Origin of the sequence: Halorhodospira halophila, assembly GCF_016653405.1 — a bacterium.
Lineage (GTDB): Bacteria > Pseudomonadota > Gammaproteobacteria > Nitrococcales > Halorhodospiraceae > Halorhodospira > Halorhodospira halophila_A.
In genome coordinates this window covers 11,746-24,441 of record NZ_NHSN01000024.1, presented here as the reverse complement: position 1 = coordinate 24,441, position 12,696 = coordinate 11,746, and the positions used below count along the sequence as shown (strand labels likewise).

The window sequence follows — 12,696 nt, the reverse complement described above, 5'->3', positions numbered from 1 at the left end:
ATCGGGCAACCAGCGTCGGCAGGTCTCGCAATGGCAGCCAAGGGTCACGCCAATCACATTATGGGGTGTCATCATGAACAAGATTCGATCCGCACTATCCGCATCACTGCTGGCAGTGGCTGTAGGGGTACCCATGCATGCCGCTGCCGATCCTATTCCTGTTGACCTGGAGTTGGTGCTAGCGGTGGATGTCTCCGGTAGCGTCAACGACCCCCGCTATCAAGCACAAAAGACCGGCTATATTGAGGCGTTCCGCAATCCGCTGGTCCACAGCGCCATCGGCAGTGGCGTTATCGGCTCTATCGCCACGACCTACATGGAGTGGTCAGGAGCGACCGAGCAGTCGCAGCAAGTCGGCTGGACACAAATTAGCTCAGCAGCGGCAGCCAATGCCTTTGCCGACGCCATCGACGCGACAACCAGGGCCTTCAGTGGCTTGACCGGCATCTCACAAGCCATCGACTGGTCAGTTGACTCCATCCAAAACAATGACTTCGCAGGCACGCGACAGATCATTGATATCTCCGGCGATGGCACCGACAACACTTCCGGCGACCCCGCAGATGCGCGAGACGACGCCGTAGCCGCAGGAATGACCATCAATGGCATAGCTATTGAGGAGGCCACCAGCATCAGCCTCACCGATTACTTCGCAAACAACGTCATCGGCGGTGACAGCAGCTTCGTTTTGACTGCCGATACCTTCGAGGACTTCGAAGATGCCATTCTGTTAAAGCTTCAGCGCGAAATCGACCCCAACGGCATACCGGTACCCGGCACCGCGGCGCTCTTCGGCCTGGGGTTGCTGCTGCTTGCCGGTGGCGGGCGCTTCAGCCGCCGGATTGCAGGTGCTCCGGCACAGAGACCTACGGTAATGGCCTAACCAGGAAAGAGGGTGAACCGACGGCCGGGACCTTTTCCCGGTCGTTGCCAACTGCGGTTCGATGGTCCGCGCGCATTGGGGGGAGCAACATGAATCAGCACCGAAAGAAGCCGTTACATTGCGCAAGATCCGTTGTCGGGATCGCCGCACTGCTGCTTTTCGGGGCCGTGACGGGCTGCGGGCCGACCCAGATGAGCGAAGAGGAACATTTGGAGCGTGCCGCCCATTACCAAGCTGAAGGCAATCCCGAAGCCGAAGCCATTGAACTGCGTAGCGCGCTTCGGCAAAACCCCGAGAACATTGATGCTCACCGCCGGCTCGGGGTTATCTATTTGAGCTTGGGGCGCACCGAGGACGCGATCCGCGCCTTGGAGCGAGCCCAGGAGAGAGCCGGCGGGGATATGGACGACGAGATCCGCTTGGATTTGGGGCGCGCCTACTGGCAAGCGCGCCGCGCTGAGGACACGCTGCAAACCCTTAATACCTCCTTCAGCGCGGCTGAGCACCAATTGGACGCGGCACTGCTACGCGGTCACGCCCTCGCCTCCGAGAACCGCATTATGGAAGCAGAAGCGGCGTATCGTCAGGCATTGCGGAACGACCCTGAACGCCTCAGCGCTATGGTCGGGTTGGCCCGCATGCGGGCCACATCGGGAGACAAGTCGGAAGCTCGAAAACTCGTTGAGTCGGCGCTCGAGCACGACGAGAGCTATGGGCCGGCGTGGAGACTGCTTGGCGAACTAGAGCAGTCCACCAACCCCAATGCCGCCGAGGCAGCCTTTACCCGCAGCATCGAGGACCAGCAAACCGCCGATGCTGGCCGCTTCCATCGGGGGCTACTTCGGTTGCAGAGGGGCGATTTGGAAGGAGCCCGGGAGGACGCACAAGCGCTGGAAGGGCACGACAGGCAACTCCCCCACGCTGCCTACCTCCGCGGCGTAACTCACTTTTTCGCGGACGACTTCGCGGCCGCGGCAGATGAGTTTGAAGACGTGCTGCGGCGCATGCCGGACCACCATTCCTCGGTTCTCTTCGCTGGCTTGGCGCACTTCGGCCGTGGCTCCTCAGCACAGGCGGAATCCCGCCTCGAACAGGTTCTCCGACAACATCCTGGCTTTCCGCCGGCGGTAAGAGTGTTGGCCGCATTGCGGGAGGGCCGCGGTGATACGGCTAATGCCGAGCGTTTGTTGCAGGAACTCATCGATACGAACCCCGGAGACTTGGCATCGATCCATCAGCTGGCCCGTCTCGAATTAGCCGAAGGCCGACTCGATGACGGCTTACCCCGCTTGGTGGCGTGGGCACAAAGCCAACCGCAATCGGTGAGGGGCCGACTGACCTTGGCCCGCGCCCACTTGGCCGATGGCGAGGCCGATCTCGCCATTGAACAGCTGCAGACGGCTCAGGAGATGGCGCCCGATGCCCTTGAGCCGAGAGTTACATTAATTGTGCATTACCTGGAGAACAGCCTCTATCAGGAGGCGTTGGAAGAGGCTGAGGACCTGGTGGAACGCCATCCCGATGAAGCTGTGGCCCACAATCTCGCTGGCACGGCACTGCTCGGACTGCAGCGTCCTGACAGCGCCAGGGACGCCTTCACGACTGCTTTGCAATACGCGCCGGGCGATTTCCTAGCGACCCGCAACTTGGCAATGCTGGCACAGGTTCAGGGAAATACAGACGCGGCCCGCGAGCACCTCCAGAGCGCCTTGACAGTCCGCACCGACGACCTTGATCTGCTCTTGGAGCTTGCGCGCTTCGAGGCTGAAATGGGGCACGATCAGCGCAGCGAGGCGCTGCTGAACCGCGCCAAGGACGCGCATCCCGAGGCATTGCGCCCCCGTCTTGTGCTCGCTCGCCACCGCATGGACGGCGGCAAGCCACGGGAGGCCATCACCCTCCTTGAGCCACTGCGTGAGGTACACGGGTCCAACCCTGCATGGCTGGAGCTCACTGCCCGGGCTCGTTTGATGGCTGGTCAGAACGCTAGCGCCGCCCGCCTTTTCACATCGTTGTTGGAGCAACGCCCGGACGACGCTCAAACCCGCTGGCTATTGGGCTCAGCCCTGCTGGCCGACAGCCGTTACAACGAAGCCACGAATCACTTCCAAGCCGTAATAGAGAGCCATGCCGAAACGGCAGCGGTTCACAACAGCCTTGCGTACGCCCGGCACCAGCTCGGGGACGAGCGGGCCGAAGCGCACGCCCGAGACGCACTGCGTTTAGAGCCGAACAACCCCCACTTCCAGGGCACTCTTGGAATGATCTTGTTAGACAACGGCGAGTTGGAAGAGGCGGCAGAGTACTTGCGGCTGGCCCAGCAAGCACGGCCAGACGAAGTCTCGGTTCGGTATCGTTACGCTGAAGCGCTCGTGCGGCTGGGGCGGGACGATCAGGCCCGACACCATCTCAACTTCATTGTGGACGACGACAGAGAAACACCGTCCAGCATACATGCAGATGCCCGGATGCTGCTGGAGGAGCTTGATCGGTAGGGAATCGGGGCGGGAAATGCCGGGCCTGCATCCTTCCTCGCTCGTGAGGAAACGGTTTTCAGCTCGGTATGCAGGGCCCCACTAAGCTCAGTCTAGACATCATGGATAGACCTGCCCTGACCTCGGAGCCCGTGCGTTATGTTTCGTACGCATCCTTTTGATCCCGTCTGGATGCACGGGAGCGGTCGCTGCAGTCTGGGCGGACTTGCTTATTCGGTGGTACGGACCAGCCCCCCGGTTAAACAGATACAAGCTTGCCAAGGACCGTGATACGTCCCTTGGTGAAGATGACTTCTTCCAGGATCTGCTCGGTCTCGTCCCAGCCGGGGCGTTGCGGAGCGCGGGGATGATGTACTTGGTGCAGATGTCGCGTTCGCTAAAGCCCGAGGTGTTCATCCTTGAGGGAGCCCGGTAACGTCAGTGCGTGGCTGCCAGGACGTAGCGTAGCTCGGCTCGAGACAGAGTCCCTTGAGCGCCTCGCCGGGATGAGCCCGTATTATCCGCTACAGAGTAGCTCGCCCCAAGGCCTTGAGGGTCGTTGGGTAGGATGTGGGGCAGAGTGCCCGTGCGTTTCCAGGTTGCTGTTTTCACGCAATGCATGGTGCCGGGAGTGGGACTCGAACCCACATGGGCGATGCCCACTCGATTTTGAGTCGAGCGCGTCTACCAGTTCCGCCATCCCGGCGTAGCGTCGAAATTATACCACGCCACGCGGCGCCGGCCAGCCGCCGGGAGGATAGCAAGTTCAAGGAATCCGGTCGGTGGTCGCCAAGGGTGATGATGCAGTCAGTCGCGTGGTCGGTCGTGAGGTGGTTGGGCTGCCGCGTGGCGGTGTTCACGGCCGGGGATAAGGAGCAACGCATGCGCATCCGTTGGAAGTTGGGGACGGGATTCGGCCTGGTGATCGGTCTGGCCGGCACGTTGGGTGCGGTGGCCATCTGGCAGCTGGGCACCATCGACGATCACGCCTCGGAGCTCCGCGAGGAGGTGCTGCCGGAGCTGCTGGCGGCGCGCCAGATCGAGGCACACGTCCAGCAGAGTGCCCAGCGCTGGCAGGAGTACGGGTTGACCCACGCGCCCGAGACCGCCGAGCGCGCCGCCGAGGCGCACGAGGAGGCGGTGGCGCAGATCGAGCAGGTGCGCGCGGCGCGCGGCGGTCGCATCGCCGAGTTCGCCGAGGAGGCCGAGGCGGCGATGGACGCCTACCGGCAGGCCACCGACGCTACCGCGGAGGCCGTCCGGCGGCTGCGGGAGATGCGGGAGGGCCTTCTGCGCACGGCGACCATTGCCCTGGAGGAGACGCAGTACCTGCTGGATGATCAGCGCGAGCGCGTGGAGGCCGCCCAGGCGGCGGGTTTCCAGGCGCCGGCCGGGCAGAGCGCCGCCGAGGCTCGCGGGCAACGGTTGCAGGATCTCTCCCGGCTCAACGAGATCCGCATGGTCACCGGCGATATCCACCGGGCTGCCCTGCACTCGCTGGAGACGCGCGACCCGACCCGTCTGCAGGGGGCCCTGCCGGGGTTTGGGCAGGTGCAGGTGCACTTCAGCATCCTGCGCGCCACCGCTGCCGACGAGCAGGAGCGGCAGCTCCTCGAGGAGATCAACGACGCGATTGTCGAGTATCAGGATTACGCGACGGGGCTGGCCGAGGCGCAGGAGGAGCTGGCCGAGCTGCGTGAGGCGCGAGCCGAGACGAGTGCGCAGGCGCTCGCGGCGGTGGCGGACCTGGCCGGGCACACCGCCGAGAGCGGTGAGCGGGCCAGCGAAGGCGTGGTGGCGGTGGTCCGCGAGGCGGGCGCTACGCTGGGCCTGGGGCTCTTTCTGGTGGGGGCGCTGGCCTTCGGGATTGCGGCGTGGACGACGCGGTCGCTGACCCGGCCGCTGGGTCAGTTGGTTCATGGGCTGCGCGATATCGCCGAGGGCGACGGCGATCTGACCCGCCGGGTGGATGAGCGCCGTGCCGATGAGCTGGGCGAGGTCGGCTACTGGTTCAATCGCCTGATGGACCGGATCCACGGCATGATCGTGCAGCTCTCCGGGGCCAGCCGGGATGTTACGGACGGTGTGGCGCGGATCGCCGCCAGCAATGCCCAGATCGAATCGGGTATGGTCGAGCAGTCGGACCAGACCCAGCAGGTCTCCAGCGCCATCGAGGAGATGTCGAGCTCGATCCACGATGTCTCGCGCCAGACCAGCGAGGCGGCCACGGCCGCCGTGCAGGCCGGCGAGACGGCCACCGACGGCCAGGAGACGGTCCAGGGGCTGGTGACGCGAATGCACGAGGTGGCCGCCAGTGTCGAGCGGGCCAGCGAGGCGGTGACCGCCCTCGGGCGCAGCGGCGAGCAGATCGGCGAGATCATCTCGATGATCGACGGGATCGCCGAGCAGACCAACCTGCTGGCGCTCAACGCCGCCATCGAGGCGGCCCGCGCCGGTGAGCAGGGGCGCGGTTTCGCCGTGGTGGCCGACGAAGTACGCTCTCTGTCCCAGCGGACGGTGGACGCCACGCGGCAGGTCTCCGAGGCACTGCAGCAGATCCAGGAGCGCACCGATACGGCCGTCACGGGCATGGAGCAGAGTTCGGGGCAGGTCAACGAAGGGTTGGGGCAGGCCGAGGCGGCCGGGGCGGCGCTGCAGCGGATCGTCGAAAAGGCGCAGAGCGTGGCCGAGAACGTGCAGTCCATCGCCACCGCCGCCGAGCAGCAGTCCAACGTCGCCGCCGAGATCGCCCAGAATGTGGATGCGGTCAATCAGGTCACCCAGCAGACCAGCGGCGGCGTCAATCAGACGGCGCAGACGGCCCAGCAACTGCGCCGCGAGGCCGAGGGGCTGCAGGCGCTTGTTCAACAGTTCAAGATTGATGAGGGCAGCGAACGATCGTGACCGAGTGGCGGCGCAGCGACTTCCATTACGACTTGCCCGAAGGGCTGATCGCCCATCGGCCGGCAGCGCGGCGATCCGACAGCCGGATGCTGGTGCTGCGCACCGAGGATGGGGCGCTGGCCGACCGCCGCTTTGCCGATCTGCCCGACTACCTGCGCCCCGGGGATCTGCTGGTGCTCAACGACACCCGGGTCATCCCGGCGCGGCTGGAGGCGGCCAAGCCCACCGGGGCGCGGGTCGAGGTCTTCATCGAGCGAGTGGAGGATGCCGCCGCCGGGGTACTGATCTGTCAGCTGCGCGCCAACCGGGCGCCGAAGCCCGGTGGCCGGCTGGAGCTGGCCGAGGGGGTGCAGGCCGAGGTGCTCGGGCGCGAGGGCCGCTTTTTCCGCCTGCACCTGACCGGCCTGGCCGACAGCCTGTGGGACTATCTGGAGCGGGTCGGTCACGTGCCGCTGCCGCCCTATATCCGTCGCCCGGACGACGACGAGGACCGCACCCGCTATCAGACCGTCTTCGCCGCCCGCCCCGGGGCCGTGGCCGCGCCGACGGCGGGGCTGCACTTCGATGACGCCATGCTCGAGCGCCTGCGTGCCGATGGGGTGGAGACAGCCCGGGTGACCCTGCATGTGGGGGCCGGGACCTTCGCCCCGGTGGAGAGCGACGACCTGAGTGCCCACACCATGCACGCCGAGCGGCTAGAGGTCGGCGCCGAGACAGTGGCGGCGGTGAACGCCACCCACGAGCGCGGCGGCCGGGTGGTGGCGGTGGGGACCACAGTGGTCCGCGCGCTGGAGAGTGCGGCGGCCGACGGGGAGCTGGCACCCCACAGTGGCGAGACGCGGCTTTTCATCACGCCGGGCTACCGGTTCCGTGTCGTGGACGGGTTGCTCACCAACTTCCACCTGCCCGAGTCGACGCTGCTGATGCTGGTCAGCGCCTTCGGCGGTTACGAATCGGTCATGGCCGCCTACCGCCACGCCGTTGCCGAGGAGTACCGCTTCTTCAGCTACGGCGATGCCATGCTGCTGATCTGATCCGCTCGGGCACCGGCATCGCGGTCCGGCTAGTCGTCGGCGCGTTCGAGCTGCCGGTGACAGCGGGTGCAGCGGTAGATCTGGGTGCCGCGCAGAATGCGGTTGTGGCGGGTGGTGCTCAGCTGCACCTCGCCGCAGCCGCAGCGGTAGCGCCAGCGGCGCTGGACCCCGGGCAGGCCGGTGATGTCGAGGTCGTGGGTGCGCCGTGGCGGGATGCCCATGCGCTCCATCATCCCGCGCCAGGCGGCGTCGTGGCCGCGGCTGTCGTAGAGGTGGAAGGCGGCCAGGTGGGCCAGCTCATGGACCACGGTATCCGGCAGGATGATGCGAAAGCCGTCCTCGCGCCGGAGCATGGGCCGATTGAAGGCCACCACCCAGCGGCGCAGGTCGGCCCGGCCGGCAGTCGAGCCGCGGCGCAGCCACTCGACCCGTGGCGTAGAGGCCTGGCGCAGCGCGGGGTAGGTGGCGCCGAACCGCTCCCACCACGCCCCGGTCTCCCGTTCCACCACCCGGGCCCGTTCGGCCACCGACCCCGGCGCGTTCACGAGGAGGCCTCCGCGGTCCCCGGCTCGGTGGTCGCGGCGCTCCCATCGGGGTGCTCCTCTTGCAAGGGGGCCAGCCCCGCCTCCAGCTGATCCACCCAGCGACGGACCTGCGCGGCAGTGACGGTCTCCTCGTGGATCGCCCCGCCGGCGGCGCTCAGGGCCCGCTGCAGGCGATCCTCGCGGCGGCTCGGCGGGCGGGGGTCGAGGTAGCCCTGTTGTTCGAGCCATTCGCGCAGCTCGCCGATCTTGCGCGTTAGGAAGCCGGGGACGGCCTTGTTCTCCAGCGCCTGGAGGATGGCGGCGGCGTCGCCCTGGTGGCCGTCGGCCAGTGCGGCCACGTCGTCGCACATCTTGCTGCCGGCGATGGGCGCCGCGGCGGCCAGGCTGGCCCGGTCGATGGGAGTGCCGCGACCGATGGCGTAGGCCTCCAGCCACGCCTCGGCGACGATGATCCGTACGGCCAGCTCGGCGCGTTCCTGCGCGGTGAACAGCGTTTGCGCCGCGTCGCTGTCGAGCAGGCCGCGCAGCGGGCCGAGGTACTCGAAGCCGGCGGCGAGGATCCGGTGCAACCGGTCGAGATCGTCGCGCAGGACGTGGAAGAGGTGGATGGCCCCGGTGCCCTGCCAGGGATCGATCCATGGGGCCTCCAGCGCGGCGCCGTAGCTGGCCGCGGTGTGGTCCTCCGGCGCCGGCAGTGGGTGGCGCTGCGGCAGGGAAAGATCCCCGGCGGAGGCGCTGCCGCGGGCCAGGCGGCGGACCTCGGCCAGGTCGATCACCGGCGGCTCGACGCCCGCCTGGCGCCAGAGCTGCGGCTCGGTGGTCTGGGCGCTGAGGTAGAAGATCTGCCGCCCGTCCTCCTCGGCCAGGGTGGTCAGGGCGCCGGCCACGGCGGCGAAGCGGTCGTGGTCGGTGGTGGTCAGGGCCTCGTCGAGGAACAGCGGCAGCGGCTCGCGGCCGCGCTCGGCCTCCAGGGCGAAGGCGACCCGCACGGCCAGCAGCAGCTGCATGCGTGTGCCGGTGGACAGCTCGGCCAGGCTGCGGTCGGTGCCGGCGTGTTGATCCCGGGCCAGGAAACGGCCGTTGCCGTCGGCATCGGGCACAAAGCGCAACGTGTACTGGTGGTCGGTGAAGCGCTGCAGCCACGCCTCCGCCCGGCGAAGTGCTTCGGGGCGGCGTTCGCTGGTGTGCTCCTGGCGGACATCGTCCATCAGCCAGCGCCCGGCGTGGCTGAGCAGTGCCTCTTGCAGGCGTTCACCCAGCGCATCGCTGGCGGCCTGGATTTCGGCGCGGGCCTGTTCCAGCGGGCGGGTCTGCTGGACGTCACGGATCCGTTGGCGGATCGAGCCGATGGTCTCGCTGATCTGCTGCGCGTCGCCGGCCCGCGCCAGGCGATCGGCGGCCTCGGCGTGCAGGGTTTCGGCCGAGACCTGTCCGGCGCGTTCGAGGAGCTCCGGGGCGTCGGCCAGGGCGCGGCGGGCGGCCTGCTCTTCGGCCTGCCACTGACGGCGCTGTTCCTGGAGCTGCTGCCACTCCGGGCGCTGCTCCAGTCGCCGGTGCAGCGTGTCCCGATCCTGGTCGGTGATCCCGGCGCGGGCAAAGAGCTGTTCGATGGCCTGGCGCCGCTCCTCGGTCTGTCGAGCCAGATCGGCCCGCCAGCGCTCCAGGTCCTGCTGCTGGCGCAGCGCCTCGGTGCGCTGCTGCGCCCGGTTGGCCAGCGCGTCGACGGCGGCAATCAGGGCCTCGACGTCGTCACCGCCATCTGGAGGCAAGGACTGCCAGGTCTTCAGGAAGTCGCCGATCTCGGTGCGCAGGCGCTCGGCCTCGTTGCGGCGCGCCTCGCGCCGGGCTTCGGCCTCGGCCCGGTCGGCGGCGGCCTGGTTCCAGTCGCGTAGGCTCTGCAGGTAGTGCAGGGTGCTCGCTGCCAGCCGGTTGCCGTCGCCGCCGAGCTGGCGGGCGCGGCGCGAGAGATCCTCGCGCAGGCCTTGCAGCTCGCGCTTGCACCGTTGCTGTTCGGCGGCGCGCTGGTTGTGCTGTTCGCGCCGCTCCGCGGCGTGGAGCAGGGCGTCGAGTTGTTCCAGGCAGGAGCCGACGGCCTCGTGTTCCCAGGCGCGGGGCTGGGGGAGCTCGGTCGGGTAGCGTCGCCGGGCGGCATCGCGCAGCGCGTCGGCCTGAGGCGCACGCAGGACCGCGCTGGCGGCGTAGATCAGGGCTGCGGTGGTACCGACGGCGGCCGCCACCCAACCGGGATGCCACTGCCACTGCGGCTCGAGCCAGAAGAGGGTGCCGACCAGCGCCGGCGGGGCGCCCATGCCCAGCACGCCGGCCGTGCCGGCGAGGATGCCGGGGCGGGTCGGCTGGCGGGCGCTGAGCCAGTGGATCAGCTCGCGCCGTCCGGCGCGCACCGTTTCGGCCCGGGGCAGGCGGGGATGGTCCGGATCGGCGAGGCGGGTCAGCTCCCGTTCCAGGGCGGTTAGCTCCGCCTCCGCGCGCTGGTACGGCTCCAGCTGCTCCTCCAGGGTGCGCAGCGCCGCCGGGTCGATGCGCACGGCGGCGGGTTCCGGGGCGCCGAGGGCCTCGGCGATCTCCTGCTGCCGCCGCCGGGCGGCGGCAGCATCCTCCTCGGCCTGGCGGCCCTCCCGCTCGCGTTCGCTGAGTTCGCGCAGCAGCTGCCGGTGGCGCTGCAGGGTCTCAGCGTCGGGGGCGGCATCGGGCAGGCGGGTATCGGCCAGCTGCCGGGCGCAGGCCTGTTCCGCCTCGGCGAGTTTCTCCTGCTCGGTGTGGATGCGGTCCCGGGCCGCCTCTTCCTGCTCCAGGCGCTGGAGTTCGTCGCCGTGCAGGTGGTCCATCCCGGTGGGGAAGTGCGCCAGCTGGTCGTCGATGCGTCGCAGCTCGGTCCGCGCCGCCGCCAGTTCGCCGGCCTGGCGCAGCTGCTCGGCCTCGTGTCGGGCCTGCTCGGCGGCGCGGTACTCCGCCTCGAGCTCCGCCAGGCGCTGCTCGTCGGCGATCAGGTTCTCGTGTTCATGGCGCCGCTCCCGCCACTCCTTGCGCGCCCGTTCCAGGGCGCGGGCCTCGGCATCGCCGTGGTTGCGCTTGAGGTGGAACGGGCCGTTCTGGGCGGTCAGCGCCGCCAGGTCATACCCGCCGGCGAGTTCGCGGACCAGCTCTCGGCCGATTTCGGCGTCGGTGGCCCCCGGATCGGTCAGTCCTTCCACCTGCAGGGCGTAGCAACCGAGCAGGTGGGGCGGGGGCAGGGCCGGCGGATCGGCCGGGGCGCCGTCGCGGTACCAGGTGACCCGGTCGCCGACCCGGGTGACCTGCATGGGTCCGGCGGCCGTTTCCACGTTGGCTTCCAGGTGCACCGTGCCCGCCATGCGCCGCCCCGGCTCAAGCAGGGCGCGAAGGGCACGGATCAGGCTGCTCTTGCCCGAGGCATTGGGGCCGACGATCAGCTGCAGCCCGTCGGCGGTATCCTCGACGGTGAAGCCCGGATCGATGCCGGGCAGGCGCAGGATTCGCAGCCGGCGCAGTCTCACGATGCGGCCTCCCGGTCCTGGGCCAGGAGGCGCTCCAGGGCCTGGCGGGCAGCCTGTTCGAGGGCTTCGGCGATGCGCGCCTCGTCCAGGCGGGGAGACTCCAGCCCCCAGAAAGTGCGCTGCCGGGCGACCGCCTCGAGTTCCGGCCGGGCGCGGCGGATCAGTTCGGCACGCTCGGCATCGCCCGGCTGGCGCCGCAGGATCAGTAGGCGCCGTGCCAGGAGTCCAACCGGATCGCTGCCCTGTGCCAGGCGTTCCAGGTCGAGCGCTGGCTCCGTGGCTATGCGCACGGCCTCGACAAAGTAGTGGACCCCATCGCGCACCTCGTGGAGCTCGGCCAGACCGGTCTCCTGCAGGCGCGCCTCGATTCCGGCACCGGGTGCGGGGCGCCCGGTGATCTGCAGCCGGCAACCCACCGCCTGGGCTTCGGCGCCGTTGCGGCTCAGCTCCAGGTGGAGGGCGTCAAGCGCCGCCATCACCCGTGGGTGGAGCTCATCGGCGTGGTCGATGCTGTCGGCGCTGACCGCCAGCGACTCCCAGCGCAGCGGGGCCAGCGGGACATGCTCGGCCTCGATGCGCCCGGGACCGTCGACCTGGATCCACCAGGGGCCGCGGGCGCCCGGTTCGCCGGGGTCGAGGCCGAGCACGCTGCCTAGATAGCCGATGGGCCGGGGGCCGCTCAGCATGTCCGGACGGTGGATGTGGCCAAGCAGCCAGGCGTCGGTGTCCGCGGCTTCCAGATCCGCCGAGCGCACCGGCGCGTAGCGGCTGCCGGTCTGGTCCCGGTCGCAGTGGAGCAGGCCGATGCGTGGCCGGGTGCCGGTCCGCCGCGGGACAGGGTGCGCCAGGGGGCTGTCGGGGGCGGTGGTGCCGGGGAAGGACCAGCCGAGGATCTCCACCCCGCCGATTTCGACGGTTTCCCAGGTGCCGTTGTGACCGAGCAGCTGAAAGGCCGGGAGGCTCTCGGCCAGGCGGGGCAGGACGTCGCCGTCGTGGTTCCCGGAGACGCCGGCGACCGGGATGCCGTGGGCAGCCAGGCGCTCCACGCCGCTGCGCAGATCGGGGAACGCCTCATAGAGGTCGTCGCTGTCCTCAACGACGTCTCCGGCCAGCAGGACGGCGTCGGCACCGTCCCGCACGGCACGTTCCACGCACATGGCCCAGGCAGCCGCCGGGGTCAGACGGCCGGCCGGATCGATGGTCGAGGGGATGCGGCTCGGGCGGCGCCCCAAGTGCAGATCGCCGATGGCAAGAATGCGCGCGGGCACGGTTTTCCCATTAGGTGGTGGAAACCGATTTATGCTAACACCCGCAAGCGGCAAG

The 12,696-nt window shown here is 68.8% G+C and carries 7 protein-coding genes and 1 tRNA gene; 4 read left to right on the top strand and 4 right to left on the bottom strand.

Annotated elements, in window-relative coordinates; genetic code table 11:
- The first annotated feature begins 73 nt into the window (after positions 1 to 73).
- Positions 74 to 883 carry a DUF1194 domain-containing protein gene (locus tag CCR79_RS09255; protein WP_201171306.1) on the top strand — a complete coding sequence of 270 codons (810 nt, stop codon included), beginning with the start codon at positions 74 to 76 and terminating at the stop codon, positions 881 to 883.
- Positions 884 to 972: 89 nt separating this feature from the next.
- Positions 973 to 3,378 carry an XrtA/PEP-CTERM system TPR-repeat protein PrsT gene (gene prsT / locus CCR79_RS09250; protein WP_201171304.1) on the top strand — a complete coding sequence of 802 codons (2,406 nt, stop codon included), beginning with the start codon at positions 973 to 975 and terminating at the stop codon, positions 3,376 to 3,378.
- Between the two features lie 599 nt (positions 3,379 to 3,977).
- On the opposite strand, the gene CCR79_RS09245 is transcribed toward prsT, so the two are convergent.
- Positions 3,978 to 4,063: transfer RNA gene (locus CCR79_RS09245), tRNA-Leu, on the bottom strand.
- Between the two features lie 176 nt (positions 4,064 to 4,239).
- Here CCR79_RS09245 and CCR79_RS09240 point away from each other — a divergent pair.
- Both CCR79_RS09240 and queA read left to right on the top strand, forming a co-directional pair.
- A complete protein-coding gene (locus CCR79_RS09240; RefSeq protein WP_201171302.1) occupies positions 4,240 to 6,261 on the top strand; it encodes a methyl-accepting chemotaxis protein in 2,022 nt (673 codons plus the stop codon).
- The gene (queA, locus tag CCR79_RS09235) at positions 6,258 to 7,295 is read left to right on the top strand and encodes a tRNA preQ1(34) S-adenosylmethionine ribosyltransferase-isomerase QueA (protein WP_201171300.1); all 1,038 of its coding nucleotides are present in this window, start codon (positions 6,258 to 6,260) and stop codon (positions 7,293 to 7,295) included. Before CCR79_RS09240 ends, queA begins: the two co-directional genes overlap by 4 nt.
- Before the next feature lie 29 nt (positions 7,296 to 7,324).
- Here the strand turns inward: queA and CCR79_RS09230 are convergent, their stop codons facing one another.
- From CCR79_RS09230 to CCR79_RS09220, 3 genes are read right to left on the bottom strand one after another with little or no spacing between them, the layout of a single operon-like run.
- Positions 7,325 to 7,840, bottom strand: a complete 516-nt coding sequence (locus tag CCR79_RS09230) for a SprT-like domain-containing protein (protein WP_201171298.1) — start codon at positions 7,838 to 7,840, stop codon at positions 7,325 to 7,327.
- Positions 7,837 to 11,373, bottom strand: a complete 3,537-nt coding sequence (locus tag CCR79_RS09225) for an ATP-binding protein (protein WP_201171295.1) — start codon at positions 11,371 to 11,373, stop codon at positions 7,837 to 7,839. Before CCR79_RS09225 ends, CCR79_RS09230 begins: the two co-directional genes overlap by 4 nt.
- The gene (locus tag CCR79_RS09220) at positions 11,370 to 12,641 is read right to left on the bottom strand and encodes a metallophosphoesterase (RefSeq protein WP_201171292.1); all 1,272 of its coding nucleotides are present in this window, start codon (positions 12,639 to 12,641) and stop codon (positions 11,370 to 11,372) included. The genes CCR79_RS09225 and CCR79_RS09220 overlap by 4 nt, the downstream gene beginning before the upstream one ends.
- Positions 12,642 to 12,696 lie beyond the last annotated feature (55 nt).

Bases quoted from the DNA above. Each gene is read 5' to 3' on its own strand.
- prsT (WP_201171304.1), top strand. From the start codon at position 973: ATGAATCAGCACCGAAAGAAGCCGTTACATTGCGCAAGATCCGTTGTC.
- CCR79_RS09255 (WP_201171306.1), top strand. From the start codon at position 74: ATGAACAAGATTCGATCCGCACTATCCGCATCACTGCTGGCAGTGGCT.
- CCR79_RS09240 (WP_201171302.1), top strand. From the start codon at position 4,240: ATGCGCATCCGTTGGAAGTTGGGGACGGGATTCGGCCTGGTGATCGGT.